Annotated in this window: 21 protein-coding genes and 2 tRNA genes; 15 read left to right on the top strand and 8 right to left on the bottom strand. The window is 31.3% G+C overall.

What is annotated here, in order from left to right; genetic code table 11:
* Nucleotides 1–88: 88 nt before the first annotated feature.
* Complete coding sequence (locus AAGV33_RS12660; protein WP_373392390.1) at nucleotides 89–1,051, bottom strand: sodium-dependent bicarbonate transport family permease; 963 nt, start codon at nucleotides 1,049–1,051, stop codon at nucleotides 89–91.
* 69 nt (nucleotides 1,052–1,120) lie between these two features.
* Nucleotides 1,121–1,417 carry a hypothetical protein gene (locus tag AAGV33_RS12655; RefSeq protein WP_373392388.1) on the bottom strand — a complete coding sequence of 99 codons (297 nt, stop codon included), beginning with the start codon at nucleotides 1,415–1,417 and terminating at the stop codon, nucleotides 1,121–1,123.
* A 104-nt stretch (nucleotides 1,418–1,521) separates the two neighbouring features.
* Between AAGV33_RS12655 and AAGV33_RS12650 the strand changes: the two genes are divergently transcribed.
* The gene (locus AAGV33_RS12650; RefSeq protein ID WP_373392387.1) at nucleotides 1,522–2,442 is read left to right on the top strand and encodes a LysR family transcriptional regulator; all 921 of its coding nucleotides are present in this window, start codon (nucleotides 1,522–1,524) and stop codon (nucleotides 2,440–2,442) included.
* 264 nt (nucleotides 2,443–2,706) lie between these two features.
* Complete coding sequence (locus tag AAGV33_RS12645) at nucleotides 2,707–3,933, top strand: DUF445 domain-containing protein (RefSeq protein ID WP_373392386.1); 1,227 nt, start codon at nucleotides 2,707–2,709, stop codon at nucleotides 3,931–3,933.
* A 54-nt stretch (nucleotides 3,934–3,987) separates the two neighbouring features.
* Here the strand turns inward: AAGV33_RS12645 and gpmI are convergent, their stop codons facing one another.
* Both gpmI and AAGV33_RS12635 read right to left on the bottom strand, forming a co-directional pair.
* A complete protein-coding gene (gene gpmI / locus AAGV33_RS12640) occupies nucleotides 3,988–5,511 on the bottom strand; it encodes a 2,3-bisphosphoglycerate-independent phosphoglycerate mutase (RefSeq protein WP_373392385.1) in 1,524 nt (507 codons plus the stop codon).
* 141 nt (nucleotides 5,512–5,652) lie between these two features.
* On the bottom strand, nucleotides 5,653–8,064 hold the full coding sequence (locus AAGV33_RS12635; RefSeq protein WP_373392384.1) for a DUF5916 domain-containing protein: 2,412 nt from the start codon (nucleotides 8,062–8,064) through the stop codon (nucleotides 5,653–5,655).
* Nucleotides 8,065–8,253: 189 nt separating this feature from the next.
* On the opposite strand from AAGV33_RS12635, the gene AAGV33_RS12630 reads away from it, so the two are divergent.
* From AAGV33_RS12630 to AAGV33_RS12620, 3 genes are all read left to right on the top strand, one after another.
* Complete coding sequence (locus AAGV33_RS12630) at nucleotides 8,254–8,973, top strand: murein L,D-transpeptidase catalytic domain family protein (protein ID WP_373392383.1); 720 nt, start codon at nucleotides 8,254–8,256, stop codon at nucleotides 8,971–8,973.
* A gap of 180 nt (nucleotides 8,974–9,153) precedes the next feature.
* Nucleotides 9,154–9,226 (top strand) — tRNA-Gly (locus AAGV33_RS12625).
* 43 nt (nucleotides 9,227–9,269) lie between these two features.
* A tRNA-Gly gene (locus tag AAGV33_RS12620) sits at nucleotides 9,270–9,342 on the top strand.
* Between the two features lie 105 nt (nucleotides 9,343–9,447).
* Here AAGV33_RS12620 and pepE read toward each other — a convergent pair.
* A complete protein-coding gene (gene pepE / locus AAGV33_RS12615; protein WP_373392382.1) occupies nucleotides 9,448–10,155 on the bottom strand; it encodes a dipeptidase PepE in 708 nt (235 codons plus the stop codon).
* A gap of 134 nt (nucleotides 10,156–10,289) precedes the next feature.
* Between pepE and AAGV33_RS12610 the strand changes: the two genes are divergently transcribed.
* From AAGV33_RS12610 to AAGV33_RS12590, 5 genes are all read left to right on the top strand, one after another.
* Nucleotides 10,290–11,054, top strand: coding sequence for a hypothetical protein (locus tag AAGV33_RS12610; RefSeq protein ID WP_373392381.1), 765 nt, complete (start codon nucleotides 10,290–10,292; stop codon nucleotides 11,052–11,054).
* Nucleotides 11,041–11,766 carry a carboxypeptidase-like regulatory domain-containing protein gene (locus AAGV33_RS12605; RefSeq protein WP_373392380.1) on the top strand — a complete coding sequence of 242 codons (726 nt, stop codon included), beginning with the start codon at nucleotides 11,041–11,043 and terminating at the stop codon, nucleotides 11,764–11,766. Before AAGV33_RS12610 ends, AAGV33_RS12605 begins: the two co-directional genes overlap by 14 nt.
* Nucleotides 11,756–12,508, top strand: a complete 753-nt coding sequence (locus AAGV33_RS12600) for a hypothetical protein (RefSeq protein WP_373392379.1) — start codon at nucleotides 11,756–11,758, stop codon at nucleotides 12,506–12,508. The genes AAGV33_RS12605 and AAGV33_RS12600 overlap by 11 nt, the downstream gene beginning before the upstream one ends.
* Nucleotides 12,509–12,626: 118 nt before the next feature.
* Nucleotides 12,627–12,953: a Sec-independent protein translocase subunit TatA/TatB gene (locus AAGV33_RS12595; RefSeq protein ID WP_373392378.1), complete on the top strand. Its 327-nt coding sequence runs from the start codon at nucleotides 12,627–12,629 to the stop codon at nucleotides 12,951–12,953.
* Complete coding sequence (locus tag AAGV33_RS12590) at nucleotides 12,953–13,516, top strand: phosphatase PAP2 family protein (RefSeq protein WP_373392377.1); 564 nt, start codon at nucleotides 12,953–12,955, stop codon at nucleotides 13,514–13,516. The genes AAGV33_RS12595 and AAGV33_RS12590 overlap by 1 nt, the downstream gene beginning before the upstream one ends.
* A gap of 94 nt (nucleotides 13,517–13,610) precedes the next feature.
* Here AAGV33_RS12590 and AAGV33_RS12585 read toward each other — a convergent pair whose 3' ends face one another.
* The 3 genes from AAGV33_RS12585 to AAGV33_RS12575 are packed head-to-tail and all read right to left on the bottom strand — an operon-like array spanning nucleotide 13,611 to nucleotide 14,804.
* The gene (locus tag AAGV33_RS12585) at nucleotides 13,611–14,252 is read right to left on the bottom strand and encodes an O-methyltransferase (protein ID WP_373392376.1); all 642 of its coding nucleotides are present in this window, start codon (nucleotides 14,250–14,252) and stop codon (nucleotides 13,611–13,613) included.
* Nucleotides 14,252–14,521 carry a type II toxin-antitoxin system RelE/ParE family toxin gene (locus AAGV33_RS12580; RefSeq protein ID WP_373392375.1) on the bottom strand — a complete coding sequence of 90 codons (270 nt, stop codon included), beginning with the start codon at nucleotides 14,519–14,521 and terminating at the stop codon, nucleotides 14,252–14,254. The genes AAGV33_RS12585 and AAGV33_RS12580 overlap by 1 nt, the downstream gene beginning before the upstream one ends.
* Nucleotides 14,514–14,804, bottom strand: coding sequence for a hypothetical protein (locus AAGV33_RS12575; protein WP_373392374.1), 291 nt, complete (start codon nucleotides 14,802–14,804; stop codon nucleotides 14,514–14,516). The genes AAGV33_RS12580 and AAGV33_RS12575 overlap by 8 nt, the downstream gene beginning before the upstream one ends.
* A 91-nt stretch (nucleotides 14,805–14,895) precedes the next feature.
* On the opposite strand from AAGV33_RS12575, the gene rlmN reads away from it, so the two are divergent.
* The 5 genes from rlmN to AAGV33_RS12550 all read left to right on the top strand — a co-directional run bounded on the left by rlmN (nucleotide 14,896) and on the right by AAGV33_RS12550 (nucleotide 20,052).
* The gene (gene rlmN / locus AAGV33_RS12570) at nucleotides 14,896–15,936 is read left to right on the top strand and encodes a dual-specificity RNA methyltransferase RlmN (protein WP_373392373.1); all 1,041 of its coding nucleotides are present in this window, start codon (nucleotides 14,896–14,898) and stop codon (nucleotides 15,934–15,936) included.
* Between the two features lie 64 nt (nucleotides 15,937–16,000).
* Complete coding sequence (locus AAGV33_RS12565) at nucleotides 16,001–16,978, top strand: polyprenyl synthetase family protein (RefSeq protein ID WP_373392372.1); 978 nt, start codon at nucleotides 16,001–16,003, stop codon at nucleotides 16,976–16,978.
* Between the two features lie 173 nt (nucleotides 16,979–17,151).
* Nucleotides 17,152–17,721, top strand: coding sequence for an RNA polymerase sigma factor (locus tag AAGV33_RS12560; RefSeq protein WP_373392371.1), 570 nt, complete (start codon nucleotides 17,152–17,154; stop codon nucleotides 17,719–17,721).
* Entirely contained in the window at nucleotides 17,708–18,427 is a 720-nt protein-coding gene (locus AAGV33_RS12555) for a hypothetical protein (protein ID WP_373392370.1), read from the top strand. Before AAGV33_RS12560 ends, AAGV33_RS12555 begins: the two co-directional genes overlap by 14 nt.
* 32 nt (nucleotides 18,428–18,459) lie before the next feature.
* On the top strand, nucleotides 18,460–20,052 hold the full coding sequence (locus AAGV33_RS12550) for an OmpH family outer membrane protein (RefSeq protein ID WP_373392369.1): 1,593 nt from the start codon (nucleotides 18,460–18,462) through the stop codon (nucleotides 20,050–20,052).
* Nucleotides 20,053–20,069: the final 17 nt, after the last annotated feature.

Below are 20,069 nucleotides of genomic sequence, written 5' to 3'. Positions count from 1 at the left end.
TTTAGTTTTGACTTTTTAACATTTAATTATATTATAAAGCCAGTAATTCTAATGTAATTCTAATGTTGGAGTAATTTCGGCACTTATTTTAGAATGTCTTTATAATTAAGAAATATATTGGCATTCCTATTGTTATGTTTACGGGAAAGGTTACTGCTAGTGCCATGGGCAAAAAAAGTCCAGGATTTGCTTTAGGTACAGTTATTTTCATAGCTGCTGGTACAGCAATATATGAAGCACTGGCAGCTAATATTGCAAACATAAATCTATTACTAATGTCGTCAGTAATTAAGGAACTTAATATTGCAAACAAACAACCATTGAATAATGGTATAAATATGGCAAATAGGGTAGGGAATAGACCAAAAGCGAAAAATGATTGTAATTTTTTACCACTTGTAATTCCCATGTCTAAAAGAAATATAGCAAGAAATCCTTTGAAAAGATCATTAGTAAAGGGAGCAATACCTTCTGCTTGTTTGTCACTTGCTATGAAGCCTATAATTAAGCTTCCAAGAATTAATAATACGCTTCCATTAGTTAAAGAATGCTTTAGTATGGTAGCTTTTTTGATAGTTTTTGATTCTTTTTTGTTAAAAACAGATATTAAAACCAATCCAATTATTATGGCTGGAGACTCCATTAGCGCCATAATTGCAACCATGTGTCCATGAAGATTTAATTGTTGTGCTTCCAGAAAGGAAACAGCTGTTACAAATGTTACTGCACTAACGGAACCATAAGCTGCTGCGATAGCTCCAGAATCAAATATATTTAGTTTTTTCTTTAAGATAAAAAATGTATATAAAGGAATTAATAATGAAATGCAGATTCCAAATAACATAGACCATGCTATTTCACTTGTAAAGGTTTCATGTGATAATTCCTGTCCTCCTTTAAAACCAATGGCAAATAATAGATAGAGTGAAATAAATTTTGAAGAGTTTTGAGGGATTTCTAAATCACTTTTTAAATATACTGCAATTATACCAAGAACAAAAAAAAGTAAGGCAGGGTTTGTAAGATTTTCAATTAGTAAATTAAAATTCATTTCAGTTTTTGATTTATTGTTATGTTATTTTTCATTAAATGAGTAAATGGGCGTGTTTTTTGACTAATTTCAAATGTTTTTTTTGTTAAAAATCTCGGGATTTTTAAAAATAATTTGTACTTCCGATAAAACAATTAGTTTTTGATTGTTCGTTTTTGCTCTTGAAAATATTTCCAGAAACTGTTTGACACTTTGATTTAATTCGTCTATTTTTTTGATTGCTATTAGATCGTTTTCACCAGATCTGATTAATGAACTAAAATCCTTTCTTTCATAGAATTTTATTTTGTTTGAATAAAGATTACTTAGTACTTCTTTGAATTCTTCCGATGTAAATTCACCTTCAATTAATTTTAATTTTTGCATTTGATTCGTTTTAAGAATTTGTAGAATATTTGATTCTGCAAAATTCTGAGTTTTAACCCATATATTTTTATTTATATTTGTAATGAAACACATAAAAATATTTTATGAACTATACTTTAAATCAACTCCAAATATTTCTCAAAATCGTTGAAACCAGAAGCGTTACTAAAGCTTCTGAAGATTTGAATTTAACACAGCCAGCGGTTTCAATTCAGCTTAGGAATTTTCAAAATCAATTTGATATCCCACTGACTGAGGTTATTGGCAGAAAAATTTTTATTACTGATTTTGGATTGGAAATTGCAGAATCGGCAGAAAATATAATCAATCAGGTATATGCCATAAATTATAAAAGTCAGTCTTATAAAGGACTTTTGTCAGGAAGACTGAAAATCTCAGTGGTGTCGACAGGGAAATATGTGATGCCTTTTTATCTTTCTGATTTTATAAAATCCAATCCGGAGATAGAGTTGTTAATGGATGTGACTAATAAGAATAAAGTTATAAAAAGCTTAGAAAATAATGAAGTAGATTTTGCTTTAGTGTCAATATTACCTACAACAATGCCTCTTGAAAAATTAGATTTATTACAAAACAAATTGTTTCTTATCGGGAATAATAACGGGGAAAAAGATAAAGAATATACGAAAAATATTTTTGGAGAATTACCCTTAATTTTTAGGGAAAAAGGTTCCGGTACCAGGCAAACAATGGAGGGATTTATAAAAAAGAATTCAGTTCCTGTATTAAAAAAGCTGACACTTACCTCAAATGAGGCTGTTAAACAAGCATTATTAGCCGGGTTAGGATATTCTATAATGCCACTAATAGGAATAAAAAACGAATTACAAAATGATGAATTACAGATCATTCCTGTAAAAGGCCTTCCAATTAAAACAGTGTGGAGTTTGATTTGGTTAAAAGGGAAGAAACTTTCTCCTGTAGCTTTAGCTTATTTAAATTTTTTAAAACAAGAAAAGGATAAAATAATTCAGGAAAAATTCAGTTGGTACGAAGGATATTGAAATAATATTACATAAAAAATGCCCTGAATAGTTTCTTCTGTCAGGGGCATTTTATTTATCATCAGAAAATTTATCTCATTAATAAAGAATGACTTGACATCACAACAGGTTGAGGTTTTAACATTTAATTATCTTAAAAAAGGAGTAATTCTAATGTTGGGGAAATTTTATAGCTTTTTAGGGTACTTCCAGCTGATTATTTGATTTAGAAAAAAAGGTCTAAAAACAAATCACTAAATTAGTGACTATAAAAACAAGAAAAGCATGGAAAACAATCAAATTAAAAAATTAGATTTAATTAAAATGAAAAGTGTTGCCCTTAGTGTTTTAGGGGTTGCGGTAATTTGTTTTTTTATAGGATTTCATTATAAAATAGGATGGCTCAAAGCATTTAGCGAGGCTGCTATGGTGGGTGGAATTGCCGATTGGTTTGCCGTAGTGGCTCTATTCAAGCATCCTTTAGGAATTTCGATTCCGCATACCGCTTTAATTCCTAATAATAAAGATGCTATTGGTCAAAATTTAGGCACTTTCGTTTCGGATGAGTTTCTAATTAAGGAAAAGTTGGAAGTTAAATTGGATGAATTTGACTTTGCCACAAAAGCAACCAATTGGTTAAAAGAAGAAAAAAATGCAGCTACTATTTCGTCTTTAGTTGTAGAAAATGTGATTCCCGGAGTTTTAAAAACAATAGATGATGCTAATGTGAAAAAGTTTATTCAGCAGCAATTCGAAATTAAACTGAAACAATTGAATTTTGGTGAGTGGATCGCGATAGGTTTAGAATCTTTATCAAAAGATGATAAACAAGCGCAACTAATAACGAACGTGCTTACTATTTTGGCAGCAGAGCTAGAAGCGAATAAAAAAGAGATTCGGGAGAAAGTTAAAAATGCTACACCTTGGTATACACTTGGTGTTGCTGATAAAAAAATTGCTGATGGTGTTTTTAATGGGCTGTATGAATTTTTAGATATGGCAAAACAACACGACAGTTCTATTCGAAAAAAAATTAATCTATATGTTTTGAATTTTATTGAAGAGTTGAAAAATTCCCCTGAAATGCAACAAAAAATTACGACTCTGATTATTGAATTTACGCAAAAAGAAGAAGTTCAGGATTATATTGGTTCCATTTGGCAAGAATTAAAACAAGCTGTTCTTACTGATTTAGAAAAAGGGGAGGAGTCTGAAATAAAATTAAATTTAACCAATATGATTCGGAATTTTGGCTCCAATATCCAAAATGATATCATTATGACAACAAAGATTAACAACTTTATAAAGATTGATTTGTTAGGTGTTTTGCTTAAAAATAAAAAAGCCATTGGAGATTTAATTGCAACTTCAGTACAGAGTTGGGATAAAAAAGAAATTGCAGATAAGTTAGAATTAGAAGTAGGGAAAGATCTTCAATTTATCCGAATCAATGGGACAGTTGTAGGTGGAATTGTTGGTCTTGTGATTTATTTTGTGGAGCAATTGATGTAATAAAAAAAGCTGTCCGAATCCGAACAGCTTTTAAAATAATTGTGTTTTAAACTTTTATTTCAATAATAAAGAATGACTAGACATTGCAACAGGTTGTTGCACTCCCATTAAATCTAAAATAGTTGGTGCAATATCACCTAAAACACCATCCTGAATAGCTATTTGGTCATTGTCAACTAATATAAAAGGAACAGGATTAGTGGTGTGAGCCGTATTTGGGCTTCCGTCAGGATTAATCATAGTTTCGCAATTTCCGTGATCGGCAATTACAATAGTAGCATAACCATTTGCTAGTGCAGCATTAATTACTCTTTGCACACAAACATCAACTGCTTCACAAGCTCTGATGGCAGCTTCCATAATTCCAGTGTGTCCTACCATGTCACCATTGGCAAAATTTAGACAAACAAAATCAACATCTCCTTTTTCGATTTCGGGAACTAAAGCATCTGTTAATTCATAAGCACTCATTTCTGGCTGCAAATCATAAGTAGCTACTTTTGGAGAGTTTTTAAGAATTCGACTTTCGCCAATAAATGGTTCTTCTCTTCCTCCTGAAAAGAAAAAAGTCACGTGAGGATATTTCTCCGTTTCAGCAATACGAATTTGCTTTTTGTTGGCTTTTTCTAAAACTTCACCTAGTGTTTCTGTGATGTTGTCTTTATTGTAAACCACTTTTACATTTTGGTACGTTTCGTCATAATTTGTTAATGTAACATAGTACAAATTCAATTTATGTATGTTTTGTTCGTGGAAATCCTGTTGTGAAAGTGCTTCAGTCAATTCACGACCTCTATCGGTTCTAAAATTGAAGAAAATAACCACATCGTCTTCTTGAATAGTTGCTAATGGTTTTTCATTATGATCTACAGCCACAAGTGGTTGAATGAACTCATCCGTAACATCGTTTCCGTAGCTGGTTGCAATAGAGGTTACGATATTTTGTGTTGGAGTTCCAATTCCATTAACAACTAAATCATAAGCAAGTTTTACTCTTTCCCAACGTTTGTCACGATCCATAGCGTAATAACGACCAATTACTGAAGCAATTTTTACAGGAGTAGGAGCAATATAATTTTCTAAATCCTGAATGTATTTTTTTCCTGATTTTGGGTCAACATCTCTACCATCAGTAAAAGCGTGAATAAAAACTTGGTTTAAACCATAATCCTGAGTGGCATCAATTAGTCCACGCAAGTGAGAAGTATGTGAGTGAACACCTCCATCAGATACTAATCCAAGGAAATGCACTTTTTTATTGTTGTCTTTTGCGTATTGAAAAGCATCTTTGAGTACTTGTTCTTGTGCCAAAGTTTTATTGGCTACAGCCAAATTAATCTTAGCTAAATCCTGGTAAACAATTCTACCAGCGCCAAGATTCATGTGTCCTACTTCACTATTTCCCATTTGACCTTCTGGTAAACCTACATGTAAACCGTCTGTTCTAAGTTGTGCGCTAGGGTATTTTTTATAAAGACTATTTATAAAGGGAACATTTGCATTATCAATTGCAGATACTTTCGGGTCAGGAGATTTTCCCCAACCATCCAAAATCATTAGGATTACTTTTTTGTTCATTATTTTTTAATTTTCAACAAAGATAAATTATTTCTAAAATCTTCGTTATGAATAAAACTACTATTATGTATTCAGGAATTTAGCTGTGGCAAAAATGACAATTTTATTGTAGAATGACAATTTTTTTAAAATATATGTACTCTAAAATCTGTTTTTCACCGCATTATAGTCAATAAAGTAACGCAGACTAACAGAAAAAATATTGGTCATATTGCTGTTAAATATGCCGTCAAGGTTTCTGTTTAGTTTTCTTTCGACAAAATTGGTTTCTTCTTGCGCATAGTTCCTGTAAAGTACAGATAATTGACTCCCTGGAGCAAACCACCAGGAATAAGACAAATCAAAATTCCAGGAATTAAAATTACGATTCTTATTTGTATTGAAACTATTATCTGGTGTTATGTAACCATCATCATTTAAGGTATAAAAGTTCTTATTTAATGAGTAGGACCAATAATAACGAGCTGTTAAATTAAATGTCATTTTATCAGTAATAGAATATTTACCAGTAAAATCATTTTGAAAGGTTTCGGTATTTCGTTTCGCAAAAATAATATTCGAATTGTTATTAGCAACCCACCCTAAATCATTCATTTGACGGGTATAATCAATGTAGTAAGCCAAAGATAATTTGTTGTTAAAACGGTATTGAGGGCCAGCGTATATATTGTATGTTGATCGGCCTTTTTCGTTGTATTTAATTCCTAAAAGATAGATGTTAAAATTAAGATTGTTGTTTTTGTTTAATTCAAATCCAGCAAAACTTTCCAGTCTACTTGGGATATAAACATATCTGCCAGCGCTTCTGGGTTCGTAAAAATCAAAGTTTTCATACGGACTGGCAATTATACCTAATTCTAAATAATGATTTTTTAAAGTATTAGCTTTTAAAATTGTTTTGTACCAGGATTCCTGTAGTTTTCCCGTGTTATTCTGAATTTCGATATTGATTTCTTGTTCAAAATTAAAAGTATTGAAATATTTTGTTGGGTTTAATATTCGGTAGCTCGCATTGGCATAAACATTATGATAATTGGTGTAGAAAATAATGCCAAGATCATTTACATCATAATTTTGTGAGAGGTATTTTCCCGAAACAATGTATCTGTATTTTCCACTTGTTTTGGCAAAATTAAGATAGGTTTTAAAGCCATCATAATCGTCAACATCATTAATATTACTGTATTTAAAATCCCCCGAAAGATTATAGGTGTTTGCTTTTGTATTCAAATCGAAAATTACTCCTGTAACATTAGCATCTCTAAAACTTCCATTTCGGCTGGTGTTTAAATTGATGAAAGAAACAGATGAATTTTGTCTGAAACGCTGGTCAAATACTAAAATATTGTAATTAGTCAAAGGGTTGATGACTTCTTTTTGGCTAGTGTCTATATTTGCATTTTTTACTGTTGCGTACGTTTTTTCAGTAATTGCGTTTAGAAAACCAATCCCTAATCCTTTTTTTGTTCTTCCTGATATTTTAACGGCATTGATTAAATCTACCGTATTGGGGTAATGCGTAATTTCTTGATTGAAATTTAAATTGCCTTCCAATGTTCCGCTGTCAACAATAGGATTGCCGCCAATTCTTCTGGAATAGAAAAGATTCCCGATATTAAATAAGTTCGTTCCTTCGGTAAAAAAAGGGCGATTTTCATTCAGTTCTTGCTCAAATGGTTCTAAGTTTAATATGGCGTTGTCAAATTTAGTTTGCCCAAAATCAGGAACTAAAATCGCATCTAAAGTAAAAGCATCATTAATTCCGTATTTGATATCCAATCCCGCTTTAAAAGTTTTGTCGGTATTGTAATGATCTTTTTGATAATAAGCTGAGGTATATGGAATAAAGAAAAGGCGAGTGGGAGTATTGATGTTTTCTATTCCTTTTAATTCTCCTGATTGGGTTAAAACAGCGCCAATTTTAGCATCAACAAAATTCCAGGTGTATTTTTGATTTTTTCTTTTAATTTCTCGCATGAAATTAATTCCCCAGTTTTGTTTCTTGTTTTTTGGAAAACGGATGGCAGCATACGGAATTTTCATTTCTACCGTCCATCCAGTTGAGGTTATTTTCACACTGCTCTTCCAGATAGCATCCCATGTGTAATCTTCGGATTCTTCAGTAGCTAAGCAATCCATTTGTGTGCCCGCGGCACTTACAAAAAAACGATAATCTTGTTGTCCGTCATTAAAACCATTAATGTAAACTGCAAAATGGTCTGCTACGCCAAAAACGTCTCTTTGGGTTAATTCTCTTTGAATTTTTTCAGGTTCATTGTCATTTAATGTTGCCGAAATATAAATAGCTTCATTGTCGTAAAGTATTTTTACGTCGGTTTTTTTCTTTTCACTAATTATTTTACCATTGTCTGGAATAAACATTACAAAATCAGAAGCTACTTCGGTATTTTTATGCCATTCTTCTTCTTCAATTTTTCCGTCAATGGTAATATTCCCTTCTTTAGGCTTTGCTAAAAGAACTTTTTTTTGAGCAAAAACACATAGGTTTAATAGCGTGAAAAAACAATATATAGATAATCGAAATACCGCCATGAAGAAATAATAAGTCAAGCAAAATTAACAAAATTAGCGAGATTAACAATTTTTTAACAGCTACTTTTTGTAATTAAAAAACTACTAACTAGTTAAAAACATCTTATAATGGTGTTCTGAATTTTTTTTAGCGTCTTTTTTATATATTTTTGGCAACCAATTATTTGTAATCTAATTAAATAATAGTCAATGATTTATAAGAAGTATGTGTTCTTTTTGGTGTTAGCTTTTTTATTAATGTCTTCGAATGTGTTTTTTTCTAAAGCTAGTTCGAAAACCGTAGTTTTAAAAACTAATGTGTTGAAAACCAATGAAGATTCAAGTGTAGAGGAAGTATATAATAATTTGCATTCATCTAATTTTAATTTACCTAAAATAGAAAGTTTTAAAGAGGCCTTGGAAGGTTTTTATAAATTGAAAGCCAAAGGCTTAGTAAGTAAAAATATATTAACATTAATTGATTTTAGTTTATCAGCAAATACCAAAAGACTTTGGGTAATTGACTTGGATACTGAAACTATTTTGTTGCATTCTCTTGTTGCTCACGGTAGAAATACAGGACAGGAATATGCTAATAATTTTTCTAATGCGGCTGAATCTTACAAAAGTAGTTTAGGATTTTACAGCACAGGAGAAATTTATAATGGAAAACATGGTAAATCATTAAGATTAGACGGTTTAGAACCTGGAATTAATGATAATGCACGTAATAGAGCAGTAGTGGTTCATGGAGCTAATTATGTTTCGGATTCTTTTATAAAAAACAATAAACGATTAGGAAGAAGCCTTGGTTGTCCAGCTGTTCCAGTTGAAATTACTGACGCGCTAATTAGTACTATAAAAGATAAGTCTTGTTTGTTTATTTATTATCCTTCAGAAACCTACAAGCGTTCTTCAAAGTTGATTTAATTGAAACTACAAGAGTAAAGAATTATAAAAGTAAGGTTTTTGAATAATTTACTTTTAAAAAAATAAAGCTGTAACAATTTAGTTTTAAAAAAGTTAGAAATTAATTTGAGTTTTAAATAAAAATTCTACTTAAAAAATTTGTTTTAAACTTAACTTATTCTTTATATTTGCAGCCGTTATGCGAAAGTAGCTCAGTTGGTAGAGCTCCAGCCTTCCAAGCTGGTTGTCGCGAGTTCGAGCCTCGTCTTTCGCTCTAAGAGCAAATTTAGTTTGCCAGAGTTCTAAAAAATAATAATGCGAAAGTAGCTCAGTTGGTAGAGCTCCAGCCTTCCAAGCTGGTTGTCGCGAGTTCGAGCCTCGTCTTTCGCTCTTTGAAACCGAAACTTAACTGTTTCGGTTTTTTTGTTTTAGGCTGGTTTAGAAAATCCAGATAATTGGAATTTGGAGTTTTTAAATTTGGAATTTAATTGCATTTTATTGAATATAACTCAATTCTGTTTCTGTTGCTATTTCTAATGGAGTCTGATTTTTTCTAAATAATTTAGCGGATAAGTTCCCTTTTAAAATTGTTTTTCCTTTTTTTATTTTGAGCCAACTCCCTTCTTTTAATCCTAAAACAGGGAAATTGTTGAATTGCAGGAATTCATTAATTCTGGTTTCGCGAGATTCTCCCATGTGTTTAGACTGAGAATTGATATCCAGAAAATGTACATTTAAATTAAACGGAATCAATCCCAGAGTTTGAAAACTGGGAGGATAAACTATAGGCATGTCGTTTGTGGTTTGCATGCTGAGTCCTGCAATGTTGCTTCCTGCGCTAGTTCCTAGATAGGGAGTTCCTTTTTCAAGAGTTTCTTTTAGTGTAATCATGATTTTGTAATAGTACAATTGACTCACTAATAAAAAAGTGTTTCCTCCGCCAGTGAAAATTCCTTCTGCATTTTGAACGGCTAATGCTGGATCTTCAAATTCATGAATTCCTTTTATGGTAATATTTATCTTGGCGAAAGCCAAAGCTGTTTTTTGAGTGTATTCTTCATGAGAAATTCCGCTGGGTCTGGCGTATGGAATGAATAATACGGTTTTGCAATTTTCAAAATGTAGTTTTAATTCAGGAAGTAAATAGTCTAGATAGTCGCTTCCGTGTAAGGTTGAAGTACTTGCTAAAAGTAAATTTTTCATTTTCTTCTTTTTTAGAATTTAAAGGTATAAATCAGTTGGGGAAATGTTGAGTTTTATTAACAAATTTTTATCAGCTTCTTAGTAGCAAATTGGGAGAGGCTTAGTTTATTTTTACTTTCTTGGAATATTTGAAAATGAATAAAATTTTAATTGCTTTTTTTGTTTTATTTACTCCTACTGTCTTTGGTCAATCAAATGATTCGATGGAAGTGAAAGGGCAAGTAAGTGCTTATATTTCTAATTTGGAAGGAATATATGTTATCAATTTGCAATCGGAAGAAACGGTTTTTACAGATGAAAATGGAAATTTTGCTATTAAAGCTAATGTTGGCGATGTTTTAGTTTTTTCGGGAATGCAGTTTAAGCGGAAAGAAGTGTTGTTGTGTGCTGAAGATTTTGAGAATAAAAGTTTTAAAGTGCATTTGGCTGCTGTGTTTAATGAGCTGAATGAAGTTGTTATTCGGAATTACAGTAATATTAATGCCGTTTCCCTTGGAATTATTCCTTCTAATCAAAAATCATATACGGCAGCCGAAAGGAAATTAAAATCAGCTACCGATTTAGATCCTTCAGCAAGTGCGGGTGGTCTAGCAGGCGGTTCAGTGGCTTTCGATCCTTTGATTAATTTAATTTCGGGAAGAACTGCTATGTTGAAAAAAGAATTAGAAGTTGAGAAAAAAGAAGCTTATATGGTGCTTTTAGAAAAAATGTTCGATAAAGACCATTTTATTACTAGATTGCAATTACCTTTAGACTATATAAAAGGCTTTGAATATTATGTGGTGGATAATAAAAAATTTACAAAAATATTAGAAATGAAAAATAAGACAACAATTGAGTTTTTGCTTGCAGAATTAGCTCAAAAATACAAAGAGATAATAGCTTGTGAAAACGAATAATACTTATTTTTTAATACTGCTTTTACTGTGTCAAGTTGTTTTTTGTCAAAATAATGATAGAAAAGAAGTTCACGGAATCATTCGTGTTGATTCAATTTTAGTAGAAGGAGTCAATATTATAAATGAAACTACTCAAAAAGCCACTTCAAGTAATCATGATGGAGAATTTACTCTTTTTTTAAAGGAAGGAGATATTCTGGTATTTTCTGCGGTAAACCTCATAACATTACGTAAAAAGATATTTTCTTCTGATTTAGACAACAAGGTTTTAGAAATTCAATTAGAAACAGAAAGTATTCCTCTTGAAGAAGTAATTATCAAAGAAGAATCTAAAATTACTGCCGAAAGCTTAGGGATTATTCCTTATGGTCAAAAAAAATATACTGTAGCCGAAAGAAGATTGTATACTGCAAGATCTGGTTTGTTAGATCGGCCTCTAAATTGGATGTCGGGAAAGACCACTCGATTGAGAAAAGAATTAGCTGTTTCGGAAAAAGAACAATTAATGGCGAAATTAGAGTATCTTTTCGAAGAAATTTTTTATATTGAGACTTTAAAAATCAAGAAGGATTATATTAGAGATTTTCAATTGTATTGCATAGAAAACGATGATTTTGCATCTTCATTGAAATCAAAAAACAAAACTTTGTCAAAGTTTTATATTATTACTTTGGCTAAAAACTATAATAAAATAACAGTATATGAAAACTAAAGTAAGCGTTTTATTTTTTCTTCTTTTAGCTCAATTTTCTTTTTGTCAAGTAGAAGGAGCACGAAAAAGCTTAAAAGGACAGGTTAGAAATGATTTGGTTCCGGTAGAAAACGTAATTGTGTTTAATGTGAACGCGAATGAAGGGACTGTGGTAGATCAATTTGGTTTATTTGAAGTCGAAGCTAAAGTGAACGATACCTTAGTTTTTTCTAGTTTGTCATTTAAATCTAAAAAAATTGTGCTTAGCGAAGGCGATTTTATTGCGCCTAAACTGATTGTAAATATGGATGTTTTTACGAATGAATTAGCTGAAGTTCTTATTCGAGCTAAAAAAGAGTTAAGTCCTATTGAAGGAAACTCTCAAAAGTATGTAGATCTGAAATATTTTGATGACGAAAAGTCATCACCTAAAAACAGAACGTTGCCTCCAGTGGGTGGTATTGAAAACGGAATGGATTTTGTCCGAATTTATAAAGATGTTTTAGGTGTTTTAAGGAAAAATAATCCTCAAAAAACGGATTTCTATAAAGAAACAAGTTTTTCAGAATTTGCATTGCATAAGGTAAATTATTCTTTCTTTTCTAACACATTAGATTTAGAAGACGATGAGATTAAATTGTTTTTAATTTATTGTGAAAATGATTCTAAGTCTAGAGAGTTGATGCAACCAAGCGAAGAATTCAGGCTAATGGATTTTCTTATTAATAAGAATAAAGAGTATAAAAAAATCACTAAACACTAAGGTGTGATTTAAAAAAGCAAAGTCTATTGTTAAATATTACTTCTGTTTTTATTTTATGAAAAAATTAAAAGTAGACTTTTTTAATTTTGGTATATTTGCATATAAAAAAATATAGAATATGTTTGGTATTGGAGGAGGAGAACTAGTCTTTATAATGTTTGTTGTGTTGTTGCTTTTTGGTTCTGATAAAATACCAGAAGTAGCTCGCACTATGGGTAAAGCCATGGCGCAATTGAAAAATGCAACGAATGATATAAAGAGTGAAATTCAAAGAGGAGCCGAAGAAAATGGCCTTGATCCTAAATCTTTGACAGAAATGACGGGTGGTTTCAATGCGCAAATTAATAAAGTAAAAGAAGATCTTTTAGGAGATAGCGTAGTTCAGGCAAATAAAATTAAAGAAGATATTGAAGATATTGCAGGTCCAGTAAAACGTAGCCGATAATGTTAGACAAACTCCTTTCATTAGATGTTCAACTCCTGGTTTACTTAAACGGACTAGGTTCGGAATCTTACGATGGATTATGGCTTTTTATAACAAAGCAAACCAATTGGATTCCACTTTTTTTAATTTTACTCTATTTGATTTATAAAAAAATAGGAGGAAAACAAACCTTGTATGTTTTATTGTTTATCTCTCTATTGATATTAATCACAGACCAAACTACTAACTTGGTTAAGTATGGAGTTCAACGATTACGTCCTTGTAATAATCCAGATATTGATTCGATTATTAGAATTGTAAAAAGCTCAAAATCATTTAGTTTTTTCTCAGGTCATGCATCTAATAGTATGGCGGCAGCAATGTTTATATATCTTTTAATCAAGCCGTATTTTAAATACACAATTTTATTGTTTTTATGGCCGTTAATTTTTGCATACAGTCGCATTTATCTTGGATTGCATTATCCATTGGATATTCTGTCTGGTTATCTTTTTGGAATGATGACAGGATTATTTATTTATAGAATTTACCAGTTTACACAAATAAAATATTTCCCGCTTTAATTTTTTAAAGCCTGCTTATAAACACAAACCGCATATTCGAAATCAATATTAATTTCAAATATGCGGTTTGTGTTTTTAGGATTTTAAGTTGAACTTAAAGTACTCTGCTTACCGTTAATCCATCACGAATAGGAAGCAATACCGTTTCTACTCTTGGATCTTCTTTTAAGAGTTTATTGTATTCGAGTAATATTTTAGTGCTTACATCCTTCGGATTTAGTGGTTCAAGAATTTTTCCGCTCCATAATACATTATCCGAAAGTATAATGCCGCCTTTATTCATTTTTGGAACAATTAATTCAAAATAGTTGATGTAGTTTTCTTTATCGGCATCAATAAAAACCAAATCAAATTTCACATCTAATGTTGGAATAATATCTACTGCTTCACCAAGATGTTGTGTGATTTGTTTTCCCCAAGGTGATTTGTCAAAATGTTTCCTTTGGAAATCGATTAATTCTTCTTTGATGTCTATGGTGTGAAGTTGTCCGTTTTCTTGCATTCCTTCACACAAACACAAAGCGGAATAACCAGTATAAGTACCAATTTCAAGAATATTTACAGGACGAATTAATTTAGATAACATGCTTAAAACACGTCCTTGAAAATGCCCGCTAAGCATTCGAGGCAAAAGAATTTTTTGATAGGTTTCTTTGTTTAACGCAGCTAATAATTCGGGTTCTTTTTCAGAATGCTGTTCGATGTAGTCTTCTAATTCTTGGGAAATGAAATGCATTATTTTAAAATTTTTATAGGGTCGTGTAGAGAATTGAAAACTTTAATTATTCTAATTTCATTGTTTTCAAATTGGTATAGAATTTTGTAATTACCTTCAATTATTCTTCTACAATCTTTTCGGTATACGTCAATTTGAAATTGTTCAGGGAAAACAATTTGTTTAGGAGCTATCACAATGTTTTTTAAATTAGATTTAGAAACATTATTTTTAATTTTATTTAAATCTGATTTGGATTCTAATGACCAAATTATTTTAAATTTATTCATTATACCAGTTATCTACTTCGTTTTCTAAATCTTCTTGCGAAATAAATCTTCCATTATTAAAATCGTCAATTCCTTTGTCAATTTCCTTGTTATATTGTTTTAATGTTAGCGGTTTTCCAGTGGAATCGTAAGCAACAATGGGTTCAGATACAATATTTTCATTATCAGGAAGAACTTTGTCTTCCAAATAATTATCACAAACAGATGAAACAATACGCAATAAACGTTCATCGGCATTTTCAATTTGCATTTGAATTTTATGTTTTAATTCTAGAAGTCCCATAACTTATTGTTTTACAAAACAAAGTTACAAAATATAATTTTGTAGGTCAGAAAAATTGATTATAATTCAAAATTGTAATTAACTTTGCACTATGATTGAGAAAAAAGACATACGAGCCTTATCTAAAGAAGAATTACGCAATTTTTTTGTTGCCAATGGTGATAAATCTTTTCGAGGAAACCAAGTTTATGAATGGCTTTGGAGCAAAGGTGCTCATAGTTTTGAAGACATGACCAATGTGGCGAAAGCGACTCGTAGTATGCTCGAAAATAATTTTGTTATCAATCACATCAAAGTAGATATGATGCAGCGTTCGGAAGACGGAACGGTGAAAAATGCGGTTCGTTTGCATGATGGCTTGGTGGTAGAATCGGTTTTGATTCCTACGCAAACACGTACTACTGCTTGTGTTTCTAGTCAGGTAGGTTGTAGTTTAGATTGTAATTTTTGCGCTACAGCGCGATTAAAAAGAATGCGAAATCTAGAACCTGCTGAAATTTATGATCAGGTTATTGCCATAGATAGAGAAAGCCGTTTGTATTATAACCATCCGTTGTCGAATATTGTTTTTATGGGAATGGGTGAACCATTGATGAATTACAATAATGTTTTGAAAGCAATCGAAATGATTACTTCTGAAGAAGGATTAGGGATGTCTCCAAAGCGAATTATGGTTTCGACTTCGGGAATTCCAAAAATGATTAAGAAAATGGCCGATGATGAAGTAAGATTCAAATTAGCCGTTTCGTTGCATTCGGCAATTGATGAAATCAGAGCCAGAATTATGCCTTTTAGTAAAAATTTCCCTTTGGCTGATTTGCGTGAAGCATTGGAATATTGGTACCGAAAAACCAAAAGCAAGATTTCTTATGAATATGTGGTTTGGAAAGGAATTAATGATGATAAAAAATCTATTGATGCGTTAGTCAAATTCTGTAAATACGTGCCTTGTAAAGTCAACTTGATAGAATACAACCCAATTGATGATGGTGAATTCCAACAAGCATCTGAAGAATCCATCAATGCTTACATCAAAGCACTTGAGGCTACAGGAATTGTTGTTAAGGTGAGAAGAAGCCGCGGAAAAGACATTGATGCAGCTTGTGGACAATTAGCCAATAAAGAAGCATAAAAATCGACTTTCAGTTCAAAAAAGTGCTGTTTTTTTATTCGGAAAGCAGTATATTTGGACTCGAATGAATATTACTTCTCAAATAAAGCAGCCAATTTTTAACGAAATGGAACTTTTCGAAAAAAAGTTCTATGAATCGATGACTTCACAAGTGGCTTTGTTAAACAGAATCACTTATTATATTGTCAATCGAAAGGGAAAACAAATGCGTCCAATGTTTGTTTTTCTAACTGCCAAAATGGTTTCGGCTGGAATTGTAAACGAAAGAACCTATCGTGGCGCATCGGTTATTGAGCTGATTCATACCGCTACTTTGGTGCATGATGATGTGGTTGATGATAGTAATCGCCGAAGAGGTTTTTTTTCCATTAATGCACTTTGGAAAAATAAAATTGCAGTTCTTGTTGGAGATTATTTATTGTCCAAAGGGTTGTTACTTTCTATAGACAATGGCGATTTCGATTTGTTAAAAATTATCTCAGTTGCCGTTCGTGAAATGAGTGAAGGCGAATTACTCCAAATTGAAAAAGCCCGAAGACTTGATATTACCGAAGGGATTTACTACGAAATCATCCGAAAAAAAACTGCTACTCTTATTGCTGCTTGTTGTGCTCTTGGCGCAAAATCAGTAATTGAAGATGAGATTCAGGTAGAGAATATGCGTAAGTTTGGAGAGCTTATCGGAATGGCTTTTCAGATAAAAGACGATTTATTTGATTATACTGATGATGCGATTGGAAAACCAACCGGAATCGACATTAAAGAGCAAAAAATGACTTTACCACTTATTCATGTTTTGAATAATTGCACTTCCAAAGAGAAAAGCTGGCTAATCAATTCAATAAAAAATCATAACAAAGACAAGAAACGCGTTAAAGAAGTAATTGCTTTTGTGAAAAATAATAACGGCTTGATTTATGCCGAAAATAAAATGGTCGAATTCCAGCAGGAAGCACTTCATCTTTTAGACCATTATCCTAATTCAGAATTCAAAGACGCTTTGACTTTGATGGTGAATTATGTTATCGAAAGAAAAAAATAAACAAAGACAATATCAATATCAAAAAATCAATTTCAATTTAATAAGGTATTGATTTTTCACGGCTATTATTTTTTTATCATAGAAATTGCCGTTGATTTTTGAAATTATTTTCTTCTTCATACAACCTTTTTGCATCGACAATCGTCTTGCTAATAGAAACACTTTATAAAATTTTGAAAGTAATCAACTTACATCAGCAGGAAAACGAACTAATCCGGTTAGCGGTCGAAAACAATCGACAAGCTCAACAAAAGATTTATAGCCAGTTTTCACCCAAGATGCTAAGTGTTTGCCGACAATATATAAAAGACATTCATCAGGCCGAAGATATCATGATAACTGCTTTTATGAAAGTGTTTACCAATTTGAAGAATTTTCAATTCAAAGGAAGTTTCGAAGGTTGGATAAGACGAATCATGGTAAACGAATGTATTTCATTTATCAGGGTTCACAAAAAACTGAAGTATATCGAAGATGATTTCGTCATTGGACGCGATGAGGAAAGTTTTGATTCTATTGAAAGTCAATTTTCGGTAGCTGATATTCAGTTTTTGATAGACAGTTTACCAGATGGGTATAAAGTAGTTTTCAATTTGTATGCTATCGAAGGGTATAAACATCAGGAAATTGCTGGTATGTTAGGAATTAGCGAAGGGACGTCTAAATCGCAGTTATCGCATGCCAGAAAAGTATTGAAGGGACAAATTAATAAGTTGAAAAAGTATAGCAATGGAACCGAATAAATTAGAAAAACAATTTAGGGAACAATTGAATTCTCGTAAAATCAAACCCTCTGAAATGGCTTGGACAAAACTCGATACCATGCTTTCGGGAACAGAAAAACCAAAAGCTAAATTTCCCTGGTTGTATGTGGCGGCAAGTTTTGTTGGTTTGTTGTTGATTGGTACGGTCTATTTTAATTTACAAGAAAATCCAATTGAAAATCAGAAAAATGGAGTAGTAATTCAGAGTCCAGTTGCTCCTAAAGTTAAAAATATACTTTTGGATTCTACTAATTTAAAAATTCAAGGAGAAGATTCTTTTTCTAACAAAAAATCAGTGAGAATAAATAATAAGTTTATTGATGCAACACAAAAATCAACAATTGTAGAAAAGAATCTGAATCAAAATCAAACAGCTGAGGTTTCAATCGTTGATCCATACAAGAAGAATGATAGTATGATTTTATCTGAAAATAATCAGTCATTAGCTAAGAATAAATACGTTTCAGCAGAAAAATTATTAGCAGAAATCAGTAATACTAAGTTTGAATCGGCTGATGAAACAATGAGAAATACAACTAAAGTTATTTCTGTAAACCCAAACATTTTACTATCAAATGTTGAAACTGAATTGAATCAGTCTTTTAAAGAATCTGCATTAGACAGATTGAATAAAAATTTTAAGACTATAAGAACAGTTTTGGTGAATAGAAATTACAAAGACTAATAAGAATTAATAAACAATCAAAAATGTAAATCATGCGAAAATATATTTTATTTATAGTAATAATATCGTTTGCTTTTGCGACGAATCTGAATGCCCAAAAAAAAGGCAGTTATAAAAAAGTTTTAGATTGGGGATATTGGCAAGCTGAACAGCCAGAATACGAGATGAGTCTTGAAAAAAACGTTGAATTCATTAATGAAAACATCTTGACTATTAAATCTGTTAAAAGTAAAATTGATGGTTTTGGAACGCTTATGAAAACCACTAAATCGGATTTGTATTTAGGAAAAACAGTTAAAATGACTGCTGATGTTAAAAGCGAAAATGTAAAATCCTGGGCAGGACTTTGGATGCGTGTTGATTATTATGATAGTAATGTTCTTGCTTTTGATAATATGGAGAAAAGACCTATCAAAGGAACATCTGATTGGAAAAAATATGAAATTGTTTTATTTGTTCCTGTTGAAGCAACATCCATTTCTTATGGCGTTTTATTAGCTGGAACTGGTCAAGTTTGGTTTAAGGATGTAAAGTTCGAAATTGTTGATGATACTGTTCCTGAAACAGGGATAAATAAAGGAAGAGAAAATAAAGTATTATCATTTGAAGCCAAAGCTAAAGCAATTGGTAATGAAATTAAAAGAATAACAGATGAGGAGAAAAGTACTCTAAAAGCTGAAGTAAGTTCAATAGATAAAGAAATTGAAGAAGGAATAATTTCTAAAGAAAAAGCAGCAGAACTCAAATTGAAAAAAGCACAAGAACATGCTGTTAATATTGAAACGAAAGTTGCTGTTGAACAAGAAAAACTGAATCAATTGGTTCAGGATAAGGTAGATGGAAAGATAGGTGAGGAAGTTGATCCGAAAAAGAAAGGAAGTACGTTAATTTTAGGAAGTAATAATGGTTCTTTTGATAACAGTAGAGAGATTAATCTTGCTTCAATGAAATTTTATTATGGTCATGATGACAAGTTAAATCGTCATATAAAACGAACAACAAGTCAGATTGTTTTTGCTGTAGGAGCCAATAATTTAATTACTGATGAGGCAGTTGAAAATTCTGATTTTAAATACGCGAGATCGCATTTTTATGAATGGGGATTGACCTATAATACCAGAATATTAAAAAATGATAATTTATTGCATGCTAAATACGGTTTGTCATTAATGTATAATAATTTGCGACCAACAGATAATCGTAATTTTCAAGTGAATGGAAATCAGACTGATCTTGTAATTAATCCAGTTGATTTAAAAGATTCTCGTTTTCGAAATGTTAATTTGGTAGTGCCTTTACATTTGGAATTTGATTTTACAAAACCGACCGTTATAAATGATAAGACTTATTTTAAATCTCATGACAGTTTTAGATTAGGAGTAGGTGGTTATTTTGGAGTTAATCTAAAATCTAAACAAATTCTTAAATATGATATTGATGAATATGTTTCAAGAGAAGTGACTAAAGGGAATTTTAATACGAATGATTTTATCTATGGTTTGAGTACGTATGTAGGTTACAAAGCAACTAGTTTGTATTTAAAATACGATTTGAATCCTTTGTTTAAAGATAATGCAGTCAAGCAAAACAATGTCTCTTTAGGATTGCGATTTGATTTTAATTAATTGAAAATTGCCATTGC

The sequence above is a fragment of the Flavobacterium magnesitis genome, from assembly GCF_041729735.1.
Lineage (GTDB): Bacteria > Bacteroidota > Bacteroidia > Flavobacteriales > Flavobacteriaceae > Flavobacterium > Flavobacterium magnesitis.
The sequence above is the reverse complement of the archived record's forward strand: the minus strand, read 5'-3'. Positions and strand labels throughout refer to the sequence as shown.